A 19,251-nucleotide genomic window follows, 5' to 3' on the forward strand; every position below is an offset into this window, starting at 1 on the left:
GGCACTCTATCGAAAGGTCCTGGACCACTGGCCTGGCCCGAAGGAAGAGCGACGTTGGAAACGGAACGTCGGCGCCCTAAAGCGGTCATTGTGCCGTCGCCGGGCAACGGACATCGCTACACCCATGGTGCCAAGAGACACTGAACGAGACACCACTCGCCAGCAACGCATGCCCAAGGCGTCAAAGGCGGATCGATTTCGATCGCCATTAGGGCCAGCGATGAAGACGAAGTCGGCTTGCCGCGCGGCTGCAGGTTAAAGAAAAGGCAAAATTACAGAGACGGCTCTACCCGCCGAATGTCAGCCAATTTCTGCGCGCCGAGCATTCCCATCGTCGTCTGCAATTCCGCTGACAGCAGATCGAGCACCCGGGCGGCTCCCTCGGCGCCTCCCAGCGCGACGCCGTAAAGCGTGGCGCGACCGATCATGACACCACGAGCTCCCAGCGCCAGGAAGCGGGCAATGTCGGCTCCTCGTCGTACTCCGCTGTCCGCAAGAATTTCCAACCGGTCTCCGACGGCCTCTGCGATCCGCGGAAGAACCTCTGTCGGTCCCGGTGCGCAATCGAGATTGCGGGCACCGTGGTTGGAGACCACGATGGCATCGACGCCATGGGAGCAGGCCGTCAGCGCGTCCTCGACGCGCAGCACCCCTTTCACGACGAGCTTGCCTCGCCAGCGTTGTCGCAGCAGGCGGACATCGTCCCAGGTTACGTCCTTCGCCAGGCTGACCTCGTCCGAGAGCGCCTCGCGGCCGAGCCGCGTGCGGAACTCCGCCGGATAATGTGCGTAGGTCGGAATTCCGGAAGTCGCCAGCGCGCGTAGCATGACCGCAACCGCCCATCGCGGATGCAGGGCGACATCGAGACCGGCCCGCCACGAGGCCTTGAGCGGGATTCCGAAGCCGTTCCGCAGGTTGTATTCGCGGTTCGGGCTGACTGCGGTATCTGCCGTCAGGACCAGCGTTTCCGCTCCCGCCGCCCAGGCCCGATCCAGCAGGTTCAGCGTGCGCCGGCGGTCTTTCCAGACATAGAGCTGAAACCAAAGATCAGCACCGGAGTCTGCCGCGATCCGTTCGATCGAGGTGATCGACTGCGTCGAAACGCAGAATGGAATGCCCGCGCGCGCCGCCGCCCGCGCGAGGGCGATTTCGCCGTCGTGCCAGACCAGTCCGGCCACCGCTGTCGGCGCGATGGCGAGCGGCAAAGGCTGCCGCTTGCCGAGAAGCTCCGCTTCCGTCGACGTCCGGGCGACATCGACGAGCACCGCCGGAGAGAGTGCGATGGCGTCGAGCCTGCGTCGATTGGCTAGAATCGAGACCTCGTCCTCGCAGCCGCGGTCGACATACTCGAACAAGCCACGTGGTAGACGCCGCCGCGCAGCATTGCGGGCGTCCTCGACATTCAGGATGTGGGTGAAAGCGGAGAGTGCAGTCATCGCTCCACACGGCCGGCACGAAATGACGCGGCTCAGCCGCGATTGTGGAAGTGGCTGAGGAAGATCCTGGTCGCCTCCTGCTTCGGCTGGCCGATGATCTCCCGCGCCGGGCCCTCCTCGACGATGACGCCGTCGCGCATGAAGACGACGCGGTCGGCGACCTCGCGGGCGAAGCCGATCTCGTGGGTGACGATGATCATGGTCATGCCTTCGGCGGCGAGATCGCGCATCACGCCGAGCACTTCGCCGACGAGCTCGGGGTCGAGCGCCGAGGTTGCCTCGTCGAAGAGCATGACCTCCGGTTCCATCGCCAGGGCGCGCGCGATGGCGACGCGCTGCTTCTGACCGCCCGAGAGCTTGTTCGGGAAGACGTCGACCTTGTCGCTCAGCCCGACCTTGGCGAGCAGCTTGCCGGCGAGCGCCTCGGCCTGTGGCTTGGGCAGCGCCTTCACCGAGACCGGGCCCTCCATCACGTTCTGGACGACGGTCATGTGCGGAAACAGGTTGAAATGCTGGAAGACCATGCCCGTATTCGAGCGGAAACGGGCCTGCTCGCGGGTGGCCGGCAGCTTCGATCCGTCGCCGAAGGCGAAGCTGTCCTTGCCGATGCGGATGCGCCCGCCATCGGGCATGACGAGCAGGTTGAGGCAGCGCAGCAGCGTCGACTTGCCGGAGCCGGACGGGCCGATCAGCGCCACGACCTGGCCGGGCTCGACTTTGAGGTTGATGTCACGCAGCACCGCCAGCGCGCCGAAGCTCTTGCGCAGGCCGGAGACCTCGATCTTGTAGCTCATCGCCTTACGCCCTCAATTGCTCTGGGCGAGCCGCTTCTCGGCTCCTTTGACGATCGCCGTCAGCGGCAGCAGCACGACGACGTAGATCGCTGCGATCACCGTGTAGACCTCGAGCGCGCGATAGGTGTCCATCGCCGCCACCTGGCCCTGATAGAGCAGATCCGGCACCGCCAGCACCGAGACGAGCGAGGTGTTCTTGAACTGGATGATCGACTGGTTCATCAGCGGCGGGATCATCCGCTTGATCGCCTGCGGCAGCACGATGCGGCGCATCACCCGTGCGGGCGTCATTCCGAGCGCGAGCCCCGCTTCGCTTTGCCCCGGCTCGATCGAGACGATGCCGCCGCGAATGACCTCCGCATAGAAGGAGCCGCCATAGAGCGTCAGCGTCACGATCGAGGCGGTGATCGCATCCAGCTTGATCCCGGTCAGGATCGGCAGGGCGTAGTAGAACCACAGCAGCAGCACGAGCAACGGGGTCAGCCGGAACATCTCGATATAGGCCCAGGACAGCCAGCGTAGCGTAGGCGAGCGCGAGAGTTGCGCGATGCCGGCGATCAGACCGACGATCAGCCCAAGCAGCACGACCGCGATCGTAATACCGATCGTGACGCCGGTTCCCGTCAGGAAGATCCAGCGATAGCTCCAGACGATGTCGAAATTCCAAGTATAGGACATGCTGAACCCTGCCTGCGCGTGGCGCGGCCTTTCAGACGAAAGTCGATCGAACTTGGCGCGCCAGCTTCCCGCATGGCGGGAAGCTGGCCGGTCCTCAGAGAGTAATACCCGCCGGGATGTCTTCAGAGGTGACGCCAACCTGTTCCAGGCTTTCGACGACCGCGCTGCGGACGAGACCGAGGCCGCGCGCGTAGACGATCCAGGTGTTGACGAAATCCCGCCAGGTCTTGTCCGATTCACGGCGGAAGGCCGCGTTCGAGGTTGAGCCGAAGAAGGGCTGGGGCACGACCACCTTGCCGAGTCCGGGGTCGGCCTTCACTGCGCGCACGCCGCCCATCCAGAAGATGCATTGGGCGTCAACACGACCGGTGCGCAGCGCCAGCATGGCTTCGTTGATCGTCTTGAAGCGGCTGATCTGCGCCGTGGGGCATAGGAGCGTCGCAATCTGGTCATGGGCTGAGCCGACATCGACCGAGATTTTCACGTCCGGCCTATTCATGTCGGCCCAGTTCTGCGGCTCGAAGCCGGGCTTGGCGATGACGACCAGCGCGCTGTCATAGGCGCCGACCGAGAAATCGACGGCCATGGCGCGCTTCGGTGTGGGATTGAGGCCGAACATGATGTCGATCTTGTCGGCCTGAAGGTCGAGCACCGCATTGCCCCAGGTGGTTTCCACCAGCTCGAGCTCGACCTCCATGTCCTTCGCGAGCGCAGAGCCGATCGTGTAGAAATGGCCGCTCCACTTGCCCGAGGCGGGGTCCTTGACGAACCATGGCGCGCTCGAGGTCACGGCGCCTAGCCGGAGCTTCTTGTTGGTGATGATGCGGTCGAACGTATTTTTTCCCGCGGTCTGTGCGCTTGCCCCGTTGGAGGCCAGCGCGAATGCGCCGGCGGCCACCGCGCCAGCACCGATGAGGCCTGCCAGATCCCTGCGTGTCGTCATTTATTCTTCTCCCGGCGTTATGGGGCGAACCCCGTCATGGTTGGTGAGCCAGGCTCCCGCTTCCCCTGCGGGCATCCGAGACCTTCCGCCCCTCACCGAAGGCGGCAGCGGATTTTTCCGTCGTTCTTTCAGCTGTGTTCGGGTGCCAGCAGCACGCCCGGATTCATCAGGTTCTGCGGATCGAACAGCGCCTTGACCTTGATCATCAGCTCGTAGCGAAGCGGATCGGCAAGACGCTCCAGCTCTTCGGTGAGCTTGCGGCCCACGCCGTGCTCGGCACTGAAGGTGCCGCCGAAGTGAGCCGCGACATCGTGGATTGCCCGCTCGACCTCCAGCGCAAAGCCTTCCGGATCGGGCAGCGCCGCCCAGAAGGCGTGGGTGAACATCAGGATGTAGTGCACGTTGCCATCGCCGAGATGGCAGACAACTTCGCTATACGCGTCCGGAAACAGCTTCGCCGCCACCTCGTCTGCGGCCTTGATGAAGGGCGCGACTTCGGAGGAGCGCACTGCGACGTCATGCGTGATACTGGCGCCTTCCTTCTTGTTGGCCTCGGAGACCGAGTGGCGAATGTGCCAGAACTCGGCGGCCTGCTGCTCCGAGGTGGCGATCACGGCGTCGAGCAGTTCGCCCTGCTCCAGCGCCGCGCCCAGCACCTCCTCGAGGATGTCGCGCAGACCCGTCGTCGCATCCTCGCTGCCAAGCTCGATCAGGACCGACCAGGCGGGGATCTCGGCGAAGGGGAAGCGCGCACGTTCGGCATGCTTGCGCACCAGCGCGAATTGCGAGGCCGAGACCAGCTCGAAAGCCTGGATATAGGAACCCGCTCGATCCTGCAGCGCTGCCAGCAATGCAACCGCATCGGCCGGATCGGCGGCAGCCACCCAGGCATGGGCTGTGTTCGGGGTCTGCGGGTGTAGCCGCAGTGCCGCGCCCGTGATGACCCCGAGCGAACCTTCCGCGCCGATGAAGAGATGGCGCAGCATATAGCCCGTATTGTCCTTGCGCAGCGCGGTGAGATCGCTGAGCACGCGACCATCGGCCAGGACCACCTCCAGGCCGGCCACGAGATCCCGCATCGGACCGTAGCGAACAACGCTGGTGCCGCCGGCATTGGTCGAGATCAAGCCACCGATTTGGGCGCTACCCTCGCTGCCGAGATGCAGCGGGAACTGTCGCCCAGCCTCGGCCGCGGCATTGTGGAGATCGCCAAGCACAACGCCGGCATCGACAGTCGCGATGCCGGATGCGCGGTCGATGCCGCGGATGCGGTTCATGCGCCTCAGCGAGAGCATGATGCCGGGCTTGCCGGGACGATTGCTCTCTGGCACCGCACCAAAGCAAAGGCCGGTATTGCCACCGACCGGAAAGATTGGCTGCTCTTGCGCTGCGCACAGCGCGACGACGGCGGAAACCTCGGCTGTCGACGTCGGCTGGACCACGGCCAGCGTAGACCCTCGCCGGCGTTGGCGCCAATCGACCAGATAAGGCTCCATCTCGGCCGGGTCAGTGACCAGGCCCTTGTCGCCGACGATGGCGCGAAGCGCGTTGAGCACGGTCGCTCTCCTCAGGCGAGGCTGATGGCTTTGGCCTGCGCCGCAGCGACCTTGAGCTTGGCCATCGTCTGGTCGCTGGGGCCTGTCAATGGCAGGCGTACTCCGCCGACCGGCATGCCAGCCAGGGCCATGTATTCCTTCAGCGGTCCGGGATTGGTCTCGACATAAATAGAGTCGACGACCGGATCGACCTTATCCTGCAGCTTCAGGGCCGCCTTGAGCTCGCCCTGGCGGGCCAGCTCGAAAATCTCGATCCAGATCTTCGGATAGATCGTGGCAGAGGCCAGCACGCCGCCGCGCGCGCCGAGCGCGACATGGGTTGCGAAGAGAGGCTCCTCGCCGGACAGGATCGCGATCTTGTCACCGGTGTATTTCACCGTCCGGATGAAGTCCGGCATGTCGTAGGAGGAATACTTCATGCCGATGATCGAACCGTCCTCGGCCATGGCCTGGACGGTGTCGGCAAAAGCCGCAACCGTTGTTCGGCGCGGGATCTGATAGAGCATGACGGGAAGGTCGAGCGCATCACGATAGCGCCGAAAATAAGCGCGCATCCCGTCCTGGGTTCCTGGCGCATAATAGGGCGTGACCGTCATGACCGCGGCGGCGCCAGCGGCGGCGAAGTCGCGTCCAGCCTCCAGAGCATCCTCGAAACCAGTCGAGAGCACGCCCGGAATGACCGGCTTGCCATCGGCCGCTTCGACGCAGGCTGCGACGATCTTACGACGCTCGTCGCGTGAAAAGGCGGGATACTCGCCGGTGCCGCCGATGGGCACAATGCCCGCCGCTCCAGCATCGAGCTGGAAGCGGACGAGCCGGTGCAGCGCCTTTACGTCAACAGCGCCGTCGCCGGTCAGCGGCGTGACGATCGCGGTGTAGAGGCCGTTCAACTGGTCGTGCGTAAGCGTCATGTGAACCATCCCTGCCGCGTTCGACCGCCACGCTCGGCCCTTCGCCGAGCACGCGCGGTTCACTGCCGGCGCATCGTTGGGATTGAAGCCTCTTTCACATAGGAGATCATGTCAACAAAAAGCTATAAAAATGTCGTATACGATAATTACAGACCAGTGATCGCGATCGATCTCTTTTCATGCCCTCGCTGGGCGCTTATGACAGAAGCTTGGACGACGCGGCGGAGAAACGGCATGCCGGAACTTTCATGGGCGGAGCAGACTGACGCCAACGAACCGCCAGAGGCGGGCCGTGGCGCCGACGAGCAGGGCGTCGACATCGGCGCCCGTCTGCTAAAGTTACGCAAGAGTCGGCGTCTGACGCTGCAAGACGTCAGCGCGCTCACGGGCGTCTCCGCTTCGGCTTTCTCGAAGATCGAGAGAAACGAACTGTCTCCGACCATTTCCACGATGCAGCGCATTGCGCAGGGGCTCGAAGTCGAACTGGCGACCCTGCTATCCAGTGAAGAAAACGGGACTGCGCCCGGTTTCCCGGGACGGCGGAGCATCAGCCGCGCCGGGAGCGGAAGCAAGCATGCGACAGGCACGTGCAACAACGTGCTGCTCTGTGCCGACCTCAAGAACAAGCGCGCGACTCCGATCCTGACCACCGTGACGGCGCGGTCACCGGATGAATATGCAGCCTGGGCGAAATCCGAGGCAGAAATCTTCGTGATGGTGCTGGAAGGTACGCTTGTCGTGCACAGCCGGCTGTACGAGCCGCTCGAGCTAAACAAGGGGGACTCAGTCTATTACGACGCCACGACCGAGCACACCTGGACCTCCAAGGGCGAAACCAACGCTGTCGTCCTGTGGGTGCTGGTCGATCTGTAGCCCGCCCGCCGGAGCCGCGGGCTTCCAAAAATATGTCGTTTCAGAAAATTTCTGTCGTTTCAGAATTTTATTATTGCCTGCGAGAAAACTTGGGTTAGCCTCTCGATCAGAGAGGGACCATGACGCAAGCGACGCTAAAGGCGCAGTCATCCGTCACAGCGGGCGAGCCGGGGCTGCGGCTGCGCGACGTGCGTAAGTCGTTCGGCAGCGTCGCCGCGCTCCAGCCGACTTCCTTCGATGTTCCGGCCGGGACGCTCTGCTCGCTTCTTGGTCCCTCCGGCTGCGGCAAGACGACGACCCTGCGTATCGTCGCGGGCTTCGAGCTGCCGGATGCCGGACAGGTCTTGATCCGCGGCGAGGACCGAACCTATGACCCGCCGCAGCGGCGCAAGCTCGGCATGGTCTTCCAGAACTACAGTCTGTTCCCGCATATGACGGTGGCGCAGAACGTCGCCTTCGGGCTGCGGATGGCGCGGGTGAACCGGGCCGAGACCGAAGCGCGGACACGCCGCATGCTCGACATCGTGCATCTGCCCCAGCATGCCGATCGCTATCCGCATCAGCTGTCGGGCGGCCAGCAGCAACGCGTCGCTCTGGCTCGCTCGCTGGTGACCGAACCTTCGATGCTGCTGCTCGACGAGCCGCTCGGCGCCCTCGACAAGAACTTGCGCGAGCAGATGCAGTTTGAGATCCGCCAGCTTCAGCGGGAGATCGGGATCACCACGCTTCTGGTCACGCATGATCAGGAGGAGGCGCTCACCATGAGCGACATGATCGTGGTGATGGACCGCGGCCGGATCCTGCAGGCTGGCTCGCCGACCGAGGTCTACGAGCATCCACGCACCCGTTTCGTTTCCGAATTCCTCGGCACCTCGAACATCATCGCCTGCACGGTGGCGGGAGTGGAAGGGGGCGGCCTACGGCTGCGGCTTCCTGGTGACGCGGGAAGCGGGTTCTTTGTCGCGGATGCCCCCGCTCGCCCGGCCGGCAGCACGGCTCTCGTGGCGATCCGGCCCGAGCACCTGCGCATCGCGCCCGCAACGCAGGCTGGTGCGGACGAGCCGCGTGCGACGGTCTCGGGTCATGTCTTCCGCGGCGCGGCGCATGTCTTCCAATTGAAACGGCCCGGTCTCGACCGGCCGTTGATGGCCTATCGGCAGATCACCGGGCCGGTCGGCGAGACGGTGTTGCCGGTCGGGGCGGAAGTCGGCCTGTCCTGGCTGCCGGGTACGGCCCGGCTGCTCGAGGATGAACCGGTGCGCGAGGGCGCGGCGTGACCGCCGCCGCGGCGACAGCAATCCGGCGCAGCCGCCGGGCTCTCGGTGCCGGTCTCTGGCCGGTCCTGCCGGCGATGATCTTCCTCCTCCTGTTTTTCCTGCTGCCGCTGGCCGAGAACGGCCTCCAGAGCCTTTACGTACCCGATGCTGCGGGCGAACCCGTCTTCTCGCTCGATTATTACGTGCGCCTGTTCACCGACGGCTATTATCTGGGTGTGCTCGGCTGGACGATCTGGGTCAGCTTGCTCGCGACGATCATTTGCATCCTGATCGGCTATCCCGTCGCTTTTTTCATGGTCCGTCACGCCGGGCGCTGGAACGGGCTGATGATCTTCCTCCTGGTCGCGCCGCTGCTGACCTCGATCATCATGCGCACCTTCGGCTGGAACGTGATCCTCGCCCGCAACGGCGTGCTCAATAGTACCCTGATGTCGTTGGGCCTGATCGAACGTCCCCTGCGGCTTCTGCAGGACCCGTCCGCCGTCATCGTCGGCCTCGTCCATGTGCTGGTGCCGTTCATGGTCATCTCGATCGCGGCGGTGCTGAAAGGCATCGATACGCGTCTGGAGGAGGCTGCGGAGCTGCTCGGCGCCAGCCGCTGGCGCACCTTCCGCGAGATCACCCTGCCGCTCAGCCTCGACGGCATCGCGACCGGCGCCATCGTCGTCTTCATGCTGGCCAATGGCAGCTTCCTGACGATGCTCCTGCTCGGCGGGGGAAGCGTCGTCACTTTGCCGCTGCTGATCTATCAGCAGTTCCTGCTTGTCCAGAATCTCGGCTTCGCCGCCGCCATGGGCAATGTCCTGCTGGTGTTGGCCGTGATCTCGCTGTTCCTCCAGTTGCGCCTGATCCGGCGGGATGGAGGCGCCTCATGACCGCGACCGCGTCTTGGCGCAGGCTTGAACGGCGATTGCCTATTCTGCTGCTGCTCGCCTTCGTGCTGATCTTCTTCGCCTTCCTGCTGGCGCCGATCGTCTTCGTGGTCCTCGTCTCCTTCGGGGATTCCGAGATCATCGCCTTTCCGGTCACCAGCTATTCCCTGCGCTGGTACCATCGGCTGCTGGAATATCGGCCCTTGCTCGATTCGCTCTGGTTCAGCCTAAAGCTGGCGGGCGCATCGGCCGTCCTCGCCGCGCTCTTCGGCGTGCCGGCGGCGCTTGCGCTCGCCCGCAGCCGTTCGGGCCTCGCCGATCTGGTCTCGACCGTCCTGCTGGCGCCGCTCTCGATCCCGATGATCCTGTTGGGCATCGCTCTGCTCTACAAGCTCTCGGCGATTGGGCTCGGCATCTCCTTCACCTCGCTGCTGATCGCCCATACTGTCGTCTCGATCCCTTATGTCGTGCGCACGGTGGTCGCGGTCTATCGCGGAATCGGCCGCAATTACGAAGAGGCGGCCGCGATCCTCGGCGCCTCGCGACGACAGACCTTCACCTATGTGACGCTCCCGCTGATCGGCTCCGGAATCTTCAGCGGCATGCTGTTCGCGGTGCTGATTTCGCTCGACAACCTGTCGCTGTCGCTCTTCTTCGGCAGCGCTCAGACCAACACCTTGCCTGTGGTGATGCTGAGCTACCTGCAGAACCAGTTCGACCCCGCCATCGCCGCCATCGGCACCGTCCAGATGATCATCGCACTGGTCGCCCTGCTGCTGATCGAGCGCACCGTCGGCCTGAAATTCATGAGCTCGCCGTCGTGACGAAGCGGCACACCGCACAACATCCAAAAATGGGGAGAACCACCATGAAGACGCTGAAGCCTTATCGGCCTTTGCTCGCGCTTGCGGGGCTGGCTTTCACGGTTGCCATGCCCGCCCGCGCCGCCGACCTGACAGTCACCGCTTTCGGCGGTGTCTGGGAGAAGTCGTTGCGGACCTGCTATGTCGAGCCTTTCCAGAAGAAGACCGGCAAGACTGTCGACGTGGTTCTCGGCACGCCGGCGCAATGGGTCAATCAGGTTGCCGCCAACCCGGCCAAGCCGCCTATCGACGTCTTCCTGACGCTCATCGACGGCGCCGAGGACGCGAAGGCGCGGGGCCTCGTCGAGAAGATCGACCCGGCCAAGGTCTCCAACCTCGCCGACGTCCCGGAGCCGCTCAAGCAGGTCGTCGGCGGCGATGCCGTCGTGCTGCATTACGGTGCGGCCGGATTGGCCTATAACGAGGCCAAGATCAAGAATCCGCCGAAGAGCTGGGCCGAATTCATCGAGCGCACGCTCAAGGGTGAATGGCAGGCAGCCCTCCCGGGCATCAACGTCGCCAGCACGACGCCGACCGCCGTGATCTGGAACTTCAACGACGTGCTCGGCGGCAAGGTCGGCGACATCTCGCCCGTTATCGCCAAGATGAAGGCCCTGCGCGACAGCGGCAACGTGATCTTCTGGAACGATGTCAACCAGTTCCTGACGCAGATGCAGTCGGGCGAGGCCGATATCGGCATCTACTGGGACGGGCGGGCCTGGGCCGCTCGCGATGGCGGCTTCAAGTCGCTGAACTTCTATTATCCGGCGCCGGGCGGCGTCGTCAGCCCGACGGTGGTGCAGAAGGTCAAGAACGGGTCGCCGGCCGCCTGGGAGTTCATCGACTTCCTGTTCTCGTCCGAGCCGCAATCCTGCTGGGCCGCCGCGATCCAATATCCGGTCGCCAGCACCAAGGCGCAGTACAAGCCCGAGCAGAAGGCGCGAATGCCCAAGCTCGAGGACGTGCGCTGGCCGCCCTTCGCCGAGATCCCGGCCGCGATGCCGAAATGGGTCGAGACCTGGAACAAGGACATCGGCCGTTGAGCCTGGCGGGGCTGCCGGCCGCGGCAGCCCATTCTGATCCGCGAGCGCGGCGCCGCAAGCGCGCGCTCGCGCCCGAGACCATCTGGAGGTTTCCATGGGCTATCGTGTGGGCGTCGATATCGGCGGCTCGTTCACCGATTTCGCGGTGTTCGATGAAGGGACGCAGAGCCTGAAGACGCTGAAGACCTTCTCCCGTCCCGACCAGCCGGGGCGGAGGTCATGGAAGGCCTCAGGCTGATTGGCGAGCGCTACGGGATCACCCCCGCCGAGGTCTCCTATTTCACCCATGGCACGACGGTCGGCATCAACACCGTGATCCAGCGCAAGGGGCTGAAGCTCGCGCTGTTCACCACCGAGGGCTTCCGTGACGTCCTCGAGGTCGCGCGTCTCAAGATCCCGGACATGTATAATCTTCTCTCCAGGCGCCCCGATCCACTGATCCCGCGCGATCTCGTCTTCGGCATCGGCGGACGCCTGCTGGCCGACGGCACCGAGGATTGCCCGCTCGACGAGGCGAGCGTGATCCGCGCGGTCGAGGCGGCCAAAGCCGCGGGCTGCGAGGGCATCGTCGTCTCGCTTCTGCACGCCTATCGCAACCCCGCCCATGAGGAGGCGGTCAAGGCGACCGCCGAGCGGCTCGCTCCGGAAATCCCGGTCTTCGCTTCGAGCGAGACCTGGCCGATCATCCGTGAGTACGAGCGCACCATCACGGCCACCATCGGCGCCTATGTGCAGCCGCGCGTCTCGCATTATCTGGGCTCTCTGCAGTCAGCGCTGAAGAGGGCAGGCGTCACGCCAGAGCCGCGGCTCACCAAGTCCAACGGCGGCGTCATGACCGCCGAGCAGGGCAAGCGCGAATGCGTGCAGATGATCCTGTCCGGCACCGCCTCGGGCGTCATCGGAGCCGCCTACGTCGCCGAGGTTTCCGGCATCAAGAACTGCATGAGCCTGGATATCGGCGGCACGTCCGCCGACGTCGCGGTCATCGTCGACGGCCAGCCCCAATACGGCGTCGGCGAATTGATCGGAGAGTTCCAGATCTACATCCCCTCGGTCTCCGTGAGCTCGATCGGGGAGGGCGGCGGCTCGATCGCCTGGGTCGACGCTCAGGGCGTGCTCAAGGTCGGCCCGGAAAGCGCCGGCTCGCGCCCCGGCCCTGCCTGTTATGGTCGTGGCGGCGAGCGCGCCACCATCACGGACGCCTTTGCGGCGCTGGGCCTCGTCGGCCTGTCGGAGATCGGTTATTCGGCCGTCAGCATCGACCGGGAAAAGGCACGCTCGGTCGTCGGCGAACTCGCGACCAAGCTCGGCCGCACGGTCGAGGAAACCGCCGAGGCGATCATCCGCATCGCCGTCTCCGGCATGTACACAGACGTCAGCGCGCTGGTCTCGCGTTTCGGCATCGATCCGCGCGACTTCTCCTGCCTCGCCTTCGGCGGCGCCGGCCCGATGATGGCCTGCTTCCTGTCGCGTGAGCTCAACATGCGCGAGACCGTAGTGCCGCCGACACCGGGCGTACTGTCCGCACTGGGCGGGCTGATCGCCGATATCAAGAACGACTTCATCAAGACGCTCTACAGCGATCTCGTTCCCGACATGGGGGCGACGATCCGCGGCGAGTTCGCCCGGCTGGAGACCAAGGCGAAAGCGTGGCTGCACGAGGATCAGAGCTATTCCGGTGAAAGCCACATGATCTATTCGGCCGAGATGCGCTATCGCGGCCAGTCCTTCGAGCTCGACACCCCGCTGGATCCGGCCGCGATCGTTGCCGATGACACCGCTGCCTTGGCGCGAGCCTTCCATGCCGAACACGAACGTGTCTACGGTCACAGCGATCCCACCGCGGCGGTGCAGATCATCTCGCTGCGGCTCGTCATCAGCGGGCGCACCGCTCGCCCTGAGTTCAAGCGCCACGCGCTGGTCTCGGAAGCCGCAAGCCCCCGCCGCCATGCCGAGGTCTGGCTCGACGGAGCGCTGCGCAGCGTCGCGGTCTTTGCCCGGAGCGATCTGAAGCCCGGCCAGAGCTTCGCGGGCCCGGCCGTCGTCACCCAGGACGACTGCACCACCGTCGTCCTGCCGAACATGGCTGTCAGCGTCGACGAATATGCCAACCTTCGCATCGTTCCGGAGATCCGGCCGTGAAACTCGACAACACCACGCTGCAGGTTCTGGCCAATTACTGCGCGGCCGCCGCCGAGAGCATGGGCTGGACGCTGATGCGTACGGCCTATTCCACCTTCGTCAAGGAGACAGAGGACTTCTCCTGCCAGGTGCTGACCCGCGACGGTTTGACCGTGGCCTCGCCCAAAACCTTCGGCGCGACGTGGTATACCGGCCTCGACTATGGCGATGTGATCAAGCGCTTCGACTATCAGGAAGGCGACATCTGCATCACTAGCGACCCCTACGCCGGCCATGTCGCGACGCATACGCCCGACATCCATATGTGGAAGCCGGTCTTCCGCGATGGCGAGATCGTCTGCTTCGTCGGCAATCACATCCACAACACCGATGTCGGCGGTGCAGTCCCCGCGACCCTCTCGCGCACGCTGACCGAGATTCAGCAGGAAGGCCTGCGCATTCCGCCGATGCGATTGATGCGCGGCGGCGTGCTGAACAAGGACCTGCTCGACATCATCGCCCACAATGTTCGGCTGCCCGAGCAGAACCGGGGCGACCTCAATGCCCAGATCGCCTGCGCCAATGTCGGCGAGCGCAAGATCCACGAGATCCTCGACCGCTTCGGCAAGGACAATTTCGTCGCGGGCCTCGACCAGTTGCTCGACTACGCCGACAATCAGGCCCGCGCCGTCATCCGGGAGATTCCTGACGGCGAGTATTTCTTCGCCGATTATGCCGACGAGGACGAGGCCGGCGGCTATCCGGTCCGCGTCGCCGTGACGCTGAAGGTGCATGGCGATACGCTGACGCTGGACTTCACCGGCTCCGACCCGCAGCTGGCCACCTCCCACAACATGCCGACCGGCGGCAAGGAACGCCACGCGCTGGTGACGGTAGGAACGGTCTATGCGCTCTACTGCCTCGACCCGACGATGATGCTGAATGCGGGGCTGATGCGACCCACGCGCGCGATCCTGCCGGAAGGCACGATCATGAATGCGGTCGAGCCCGTCGCCGTCGGCATGCGGACGCTCGCCTGCACCCTTGCCCAGACGGTTACCCTCGGCGCCTTCTGCCGTGCCTTGCCGGATCGCATGCCGGCATCTCCGGCAAGTTCCGTCACGTTGATGAACATCAAGACCAGCACGCGCGCGGGCCGGCCCATCATGGCCTCTGTCGGCCCGGTCGGCGGCGGCGCCGGCGGCAGCGCCTTCGGCGATGGCGCCGATGGAAGCGGCGCCAATCTCTCCTTCCTGAAGAATACGCCGGTCGAGATCAGCGAGGCCGAGATCCCGGTTCGCATCAAGCGCTATGGTCTCGTGCCGGATTCAGGCGGTCCAGGCAAGTATCGCGGCGGGACCGGCCTCGAAATGGAGCTCCAGCTCGACCAGCCCCAGTCCATGGTGACCGCCCGCAACCGGGACCGCTCCGTCATTTCTGCCTGGGGGCTACGTGGCGGTCGCTCGGGCGCCGTCTCGCGCTTCGTCAAGAATCCCGGTACGGCGGGCGCTATCGAGCTCGGATCGCAGGATCTGGTGAAATGCAATCCCGGCGACGTCATCCTGATCCAAGGGCCGGGTGGCGGGGGCTACGGCTCGCCGCTGGACCGGCCCATCGAGAAGGTGCTTGCCGACGTTCGGCGAGGGTTGGTTTCGGCGGATCGGGCGAAGAGCGGTTACGGTGTCGTTATCGCGGTCGATGGCGGGGTCGACAAGCCAGCGACCACGCAGTTGCGCGGACAAATGCGCAGCGACGCCGATTGGGCCGAGTTTGGACACGGTCCGGGTAGGTTGGCCTTCGAGGCGGTGTGGACTGAAGCGCGCTATGGTGTTTTGACTGGCCTTCTGGCTAAGCTTCCCGTGACATGGCGCTACTTCGTCAAGCACGAAATCTTCCGGCAGATTCAGCGTCCGCCCGTCGACGGATCAGATGGCGTGGATGAGGTCTATAGAGCCTACACTCAGGTGACAGACCGCTTCGCCGATCTCCCGAAGGCTTCGTAGGGGACCGACCATCGCATATGCCGGTCACACCGGATCATCGGCTCTTACTTGAGGCGACGATCTGTGTCGCGAATATTGCGTTGGCCAAATAATGACCATGAGTTCGAGATCCGATTGCATTTAAAGACGTGGCGATGCGGCGCTGCACCGCATCGCCGACATAGGCATGTTCTTTACTGACCGGCGACTGCAGCCATAGCCGCTCGTGCCTGCTCGACCACATCCGCGCCGATCTTCTCGCTGTATTCCTTCACGACAGGTGCAACGCGCTCGCGCATGGCTGCGAGGGCTTCGGGCGTGGGCTGGGTAATCTTGAAGCCCTTCGCCACGAGTTCCTGCTCCAGATCCTCCGCCGACTTGCGAGAAACGTCCCGCTGGAAGGTTGCCGACTCCTTTGCCGCTTCCATGACGAGCGCCTTGTCTTCCTCCGACAGGCTTCCAAACCACTTCTGGCTGGCAAGGAGGACGAACGGCGTATAGACATGGCCCGTCTTGGCCAGATGGCTCTGCACTTCATAGAACCTGGCGGTGTAGATCAGGGCGTAGGGGGTCTCCTGACCGTCGACCGCGCGATTCTCGAGAGCGGCGTAAAGTTCAGGCCAGGGAAGCGGCGTCGGATTGGTTCCCAAAGCCTTCCAGGTCGCGATGAACAGCGGGTTAGGGATGACCCGGATGTTAAGCCCGGCCATATCCTCCGCTGTATTGACGGGGCGAATGGCGTTGGTCATGTGGCGGAACCCGTTGTCCCACCAGGCAAGGCCCACGATGCCGGTCTTTTCCTTTAGCAGCGAGAACAGGCGCTCGCCGACAGCACCGTCCATCACGGCATCCACCGCGGCGAAGTCCTTGTAGAAGAACGGCAGGTCGTAGATCATGAATTCCGGAACGACGCCTACCAGATTGGGCGTCGGGCCAACCATGATGTCGATGAAGCCGGCCTGAACCGACGCCTGCATCTCGGGCTCGCTGCCGAGCACCCCGTTGCCGAAGGTCTCGATGGTGATGCGACCGCCGGTCTTCTCTCCGACAAGCTTCGCGAAATAACGCGAAGCTTGTCCCACCGGATGATCTTCCGTGGGCACGTAGCCCAGGCGGGCACTCTGGGCCATGGCTGGAGCGGCGGCCAGAAGGCCCGCGACAACTGCCGCAGTCAGAAGCGAATGTTTCATTGAGTTCTCCTCCCCAGGATGGTTCACGGAACCAGGATGTGCGGATTGTCCTCAGACGCGAACAAGTCCGGTATTTCGTTTATTGCGCCCCCAAACGCTGAACTGGAAAAGGGGCGTCCACAATATGGGCGTATTGTCCAGCAAGATATGATGGGTAGACTACTCGCCGATTGTCAACGCTCCTTCGGTACGCTCCGTCGCACGGCGACGAGATGGCTGGCGTCGGGCAAACGCCGTGCCCGCCGCGCCGGTTGAGGGCGCGCGGCCCTCCCTGTCGATCGGGGGCTAGGGCACAGGCGTAATCGCCGCTCCGCTTTGGAACCAGGCGATCAAGTTCCGCGCGAGGAGGTCAGCCATTGCGGTGCGCGTCGCGACCGACGCGGATCCGATGTGCGGCAAGATCGTCAGACTATCGAGCGCCAGCATGTCATCCGAGACATTGGGCTCATCCGCAATGACATCGAGACCGGCGGCCGCAATGGTTCCTGTCCGCAGGGCGTCGATCAATGCATCCTCGTCCACCACAGTTCCGCGGCCGACATTGATGAACACGCCCTCCGGTCCAAGGGCAGACAGCACGTCGGCATTCACGGTCCTTGCGGTCGAAGCGTCCCCGGGAACGGTGGCGATGAGCACGTCGACGGCATGGGCAAGTTCGAGCAGCGAGGGACAGTAGTCGTACGCGACTCCGTCGGCCGGGCGCCGGCTATAGTAGGCGACAGGAAGCCCGAATGCTTCGATCCGCCGGGCGATGCAGCGCCCGATCCGACCCATTCCGTAAATACCTACCCTGCGGTTTCGCAGCGTGTTGCGGCTGAGCGGGTACTCCGACGTCTTCCAGCGGCCTTCGCGGACGAAGGCGTGCGCCTTTGGTATCTCGCGCACGACGCTGACAAGGAGCCCCAATGTGAGATCGGCGACCTCCTCATTCAGGACGTCAGGGGTGTTGGTCACGATGATGTTCTTGCTGCGTGCATAGGCAGCATCCACGGCCTCGTAGCCGACGCCGTAGCTGGCGATGATCTCCAGGTTGGGAAGGGCGTCAATGAACTGACTGTCGATTCTGGTACGGCAGGCCACACCACGAATTGAAGCCCGTATCTCCTGGGGCAGACGGGCGTGAATGTCCCCGTCAGGGATTTCGACCAGGTTGAACTGCGTACCGAGCATGCGCCGTGCATGCTCGTGCATCCAGCCTGGTATCAGCACGGTCGCGGCGGGGTTCGACAACGGTTTTCCTCCCGTCGGGACGTCACCGCCGGCGCGAATTTCCGCGAGCGGATCAGTGCAACCCTAACGTCACCGACAAGCTGTCCATAATGTAGTCAATATGTCCACATCGATGTTAGGCTCATAACGCCGCTTGTCAATGGCCGTAGCAGCGGGCTTGCGAAACGCTACGCTTGACATTTGCAACGTTCCGATTGATGCTTGGGCAATATGTCCACAATGTGGACCAGAGTGGTGGGACGTCACGTTCTGCACGGCTCCTCAAAACGTGCCGAGTGCCACCGGGTGGCTGCGGCGGTGCATTGGGGGCGGGTACATCGAGGAGATCGGTAGCGTGAATACGCGCAGCGTGAATACTATAAATTATCTTACGAGCATTAGTTTCGGGCTTGGGGCGGCCGAGTCGTTAGCGGAAACGTTGCGCGAACTCGGAGTGTCGAACCCCCTGGTGATCAGCGATCACGGAGTCCGGGCCGCTGGCCTGCTTCAGCGCCGTGCTTTCGCATTTCTGAACACCGCGCCGACCTTCCTGGACGTCCCCTCCAACCCGACCGAGGGCGCAGTTGCAGCCGGTCTGAAGCTATACAGACAAAGCGGTTGCGACGGGGTGGTGGCGATTGGCGGGGGCTCCCCGATTGACCTGGCCAAGGGTGTTGCGCTGCTCGCCACGCACGACGGCGAACTTGAGCGCTATGCGGCGATCCTGGGCGGCGTGGCACGTATCACAGGCGCGGTCGCGCCGCTCGTGGCCGTTCCGACCACCGCGGGCACGGGATCCGAGGTCGGGCGCGCAGCACTGATTACGCTGGATGATGGCCGGAAGTTGGGGTTCATCAGCCCCCATCTGATCCCGCGCAGGGCGATCTGTGACCCGGAGTTGACGATGGGGCTTCCTGCGGCTTTGACGGCGTCGACGGGGATCGACGCGCTGTCCCACTGCATCGAGACGTACCTTTCTCCCCGTTACAATCCGCCTGCCGAGGCAATTGCCGTCGACGGTTTCAAACGCATCTGGAAGGCTTTGCCCGTCGCCTACGCGGATGGCTCGAACGCGCAGGCGCGGACCGACCTCATGATGGGGGCCCTCGAAGGGGGCATGACGTTCCAGAAGGGTCTTGGGGCCGTGCATGCGCTCAGCCACGCCCTGGGTGGCCTGAAGGAGGTGCAGCTCCATCATGGGACGCTCAACGCCATCCTGCTGCCGACAGTCGTCCGGTGGAACGTGACGGTCGAGGCCGTGGCTGAAAAGGTCCGCTACCTCGAGAGCCTGGCAGGACTTGAAAGGACAACGCTCGCGGACGCGCTAGACGAATTGAACCGCAGTCTGGGCATCACGCCGAAATTGTCCGAACTGGGTGTGCCCCGGCATGTCATCGATTGGGTGTGTGAGCGGGCGATCGCAGATCACAGCCACCCCACCAATCCACGCCCGCTGACCAAGGAAGACTACGCTGCGATCCTTGAGGCCGTCTTCTAGGCCGG

General features: G+C 64.1%; 15 protein-coding genes and 1 pseudogene. 8 read left to right on the plus strand and 8 right to left on the minus strand.

Going from position 1 to position 19,251, the window contains the following annotated elements:
• Nucleotides 1–272: 272 nt before the first annotated feature.
• The 6 genes from AL346_RS15935 to dapA form a co-directional block, all read right to left on the minus strand.
• Nucleotides 273–1,436: an alpha-hydroxy acid oxidase gene (locus AL346_RS15935; RefSeq protein ID WP_026014907.1), complete on the minus strand. Its 1,164-nt coding sequence runs from the start codon at nt 1,434–1,436 to the stop codon at nt 273–275.
• Between the two features lie 32 nt (nt 1,437–1,468).
• Entirely contained in the window at nt 1,469–2,230 is a 762-nt protein-coding gene (locus AL346_RS15940) for an amino acid ABC transporter ATP-binding protein (RefSeq protein WP_019400911.1), read from the minus strand.
• A gap of 12 nt (nt 2,231–2,242) precedes the next feature.
• Nucleotides 2,243–2,908, minus strand: a complete 666-nt coding sequence (locus AL346_RS15945) for an amino acid ABC transporter permease (RefSeq protein WP_019400912.1) — start codon at nt 2,906–2,908, stop codon at nt 2,243–2,245.
• Nucleotides 2,909–3,002: 94 nt separating this feature from the next.
• Nucleotides 3,003–3,851 carry a transporter substrate-binding domain-containing protein gene (locus tag AL346_RS15950; protein ID WP_019400913.1) on the minus strand — a complete coding sequence of 283 codons (849 nt, stop codon included), beginning with the start codon at nt 3,849–3,851 and terminating at the stop codon, nt 3,003–3,005.
• Between the two features lie 128 nt (nt 3,852–3,979).
• A complete protein-coding gene (locus AL346_RS15955; protein ID WP_019400914.1) occupies nt 3,980–5,407 on the minus strand; it encodes an FAD-binding oxidoreductase in 1,428 nt (475 codons plus the stop codon).
• 11 nt (nt 5,408–5,418) lie between these two features.
• Nucleotides 5,419–6,318 (minus strand): 4-hydroxy-tetrahydrodipicolinate synthase, encoded by a 900-nt coding sequence (gene dapA, locus AL346_RS15960; RefSeq protein WP_053193851.1) that lies wholly within the window; start codon nt 6,316–6,318, stop codon nt 5,419–5,421.
• 234 nt (nt 6,319–6,552) lie between these two features.
• Here dapA and AL346_RS15965 point away from each other — a divergent pair, with 234 nt between their 5' ends.
• From AL346_RS15965 to AL346_RS15995, 7 genes and pseudogenes are all read left to right on the plus strand, one after another.
• A complete protein-coding gene (locus AL346_RS15965; protein WP_019400916.1) occupies nt 6,553–7,191 on the plus strand; it encodes a helix-turn-helix domain-containing protein in 639 nt (212 codons plus the stop codon).
• Nucleotides 7,192–7,310: 119 nt separating this feature from the next.
• The gene (locus tag AL346_RS15970; RefSeq protein ID WP_019400917.1) at nt 7,311–8,468 is read left to right on the plus strand and encodes an ABC transporter ATP-binding protein; all 1,158 of its coding nucleotides are present in this window, start codon (nt 7,311–7,313) and stop codon (nt 8,466–8,468) included.
• Nucleotides 8,465–9,343, plus strand: coding sequence for an ABC transporter permease (locus AL346_RS15975; protein WP_019400918.1), 879 nt, complete (start codon nt 8,465–8,467; stop codon nt 9,341–9,343). The genes AL346_RS15970 and AL346_RS15975 overlap by 4 nt, the downstream gene beginning before the upstream one ends.
• Nucleotides 9,340–10,164 (plus strand): ABC transporter permease, encoded by an 825-nt coding sequence (locus AL346_RS15980; RefSeq protein WP_026014909.1) that lies wholly within the window; start codon nt 9,340–9,342, stop codon nt 10,162–10,164. Before AL346_RS15975 ends, AL346_RS15980 begins: the two co-directional genes overlap by 4 nt.
• Before the next feature lie 44 nt (nt 10,165–10,208).
• The gene (locus AL346_RS15985; RefSeq protein ID WP_019400920.1) at nt 10,209–11,246 is read left to right on the plus strand and encodes an extracellular solute-binding protein; all 1,038 of its coding nucleotides are present in this window, start codon (nt 10,209–10,211) and stop codon (nt 11,244–11,246) included.
• Between the two features lie 94 nt (nt 11,247–11,340).
• Nucleotides 11,341–13,388 (plus strand): annotated as a pseudogene (locus tag AL346_RS25845) (hydantoinase/oxoprolinase family protein).
• Nucleotides 13,385–15,370, plus strand: a complete 1,986-nt coding sequence (locus tag AL346_RS15995) for a hydantoinase B/oxoprolinase family protein (protein WP_019400922.1) — start codon at nt 13,385–13,387, stop codon at nt 15,368–15,370. Before AL346_RS25845 ends, AL346_RS15995 begins: the two are co-directional and overlap by 4 nt.
• Before the next feature lie 173 nt (nt 15,371–15,543).
• Here AL346_RS15995 and AL346_RS16000 read toward each other — a convergent pair whose 3' ends face one another.
• Both AL346_RS16000 and AL346_RS16005 read right to left on the minus strand, forming a co-directional pair.
• On the minus strand, nt 15,544–16,539 hold the full coding sequence (locus AL346_RS16000; protein ID WP_019400923.1) for a TRAP transporter substrate-binding protein: 996 nt from the start codon (nt 16,537–16,539) through the stop codon (nt 15,544–15,546).
• Between the two features lie 285 nt (nt 16,540–16,824).
• The gene (locus AL346_RS16005; protein WP_040403645.1) at nt 16,825–17,769 is read right to left on the minus strand and encodes an NAD(P)-dependent oxidoreductase; all 945 of its coding nucleotides are present in this window, start codon (nt 17,767–17,769) and stop codon (nt 16,825–16,827) included.
• Nucleotides 17,770–18,118: 349 nt separating this feature from the next.
• Here AL346_RS16005 and AL346_RS16010 point away from each other — a divergent pair, with 349 nt between their 5' ends.
• The gene (locus AL346_RS16010) at nt 18,119–19,246 is read left to right on the plus strand and encodes an iron-containing alcohol dehydrogenase (RefSeq protein WP_026014911.1); all 1,128 of its coding nucleotides are present in this window, start codon (nt 18,119–18,121) and stop codon (nt 19,244–19,246) included.
• Nucleotides 19,247–19,251 lie beyond the last annotated feature (5 nt).

Source organism: Chelatococcus sp. CO-6, from assembly GCF_001271345.1.
GTDB classification, from domain to species: domain Bacteria; phylum Pseudomonadota; class Alphaproteobacteria; order Rhizobiales; family Beijerinckiaceae; genus Chelatococcus_A; species Chelatococcus_A caeni.

What these genes read in the sequence shown, in the direction of transcription:
- AL346_RS15945 (WP_019400912.1), bottom strand. Translation starts at nt 2,908, where the DNA reads ATGTCCTATACTTGGAATTTCGACATCGTCTGGAGCTATCGCTGGATC.
- AL346_RS15935 (WP_026014907.1), bottom strand. Translation starts at nt 1,436, where the DNA reads ATGACTGCACTCTCCGCTTTCACCCACATCCTGAATGTCGAGGACGCC.
- AL346_RS15950 (WP_019400913.1), bottom strand. Translation starts at nt 3,851, where the DNA reads ATGACGACACGCAGGGATCTGGCAGGCCTCATCGGTGCTGGCGCGGTG.
- AL346_RS15970 (WP_019400917.1), top strand. Translation starts at nt 7,311, where the DNA reads ATGACGCAAGCGACGCTAAAGGCGCAGTCATCCGTCACAGCGGGCGAG.
- AL346_RS16000 (WP_019400923.1), bottom strand. Translation starts at nt 16,539, where the DNA reads ATGAAACATTCGCTTCTGACTGCGGCAGTTGTCGCGGGCCTTCTGGCC.
- dapA (WP_053193851.1), bottom strand. Translation starts at nt 6,318, where the DNA reads ATGACGCTTACGCACGACCAGTTGAACGGCCTCTACACCGCGATCGTC.
- AL346_RS15980 (WP_026014909.1), top strand. Translation starts at nt 9,340, where the DNA reads ATGACCGCGACCGCGTCTTGGCGCAGGCTTGAACGGCGATTGCCTATT.
- AL346_RS15940 (WP_019400911.1), bottom strand. Translation starts at nt 2,230, where the DNA reads ATGAGCTACAAGATCGAGGTCTCCGGCCTGCGCAAGAGCTTCGGCGCG.
- AL346_RS15985 (WP_019400920.1), top strand. Translation starts at nt 10,209, where the DNA reads ATGAAGACGCTGAAGCCTTATCGGCCTTTGCTCGCGCTTGCGGGGCTG.
- AL346_RS15965 (WP_019400916.1), top strand. Translation starts at nt 6,553, where the DNA reads ATGCCGGAACTTTCATGGGCGGAGCAGACTGACGCCAACGAACCGCCA.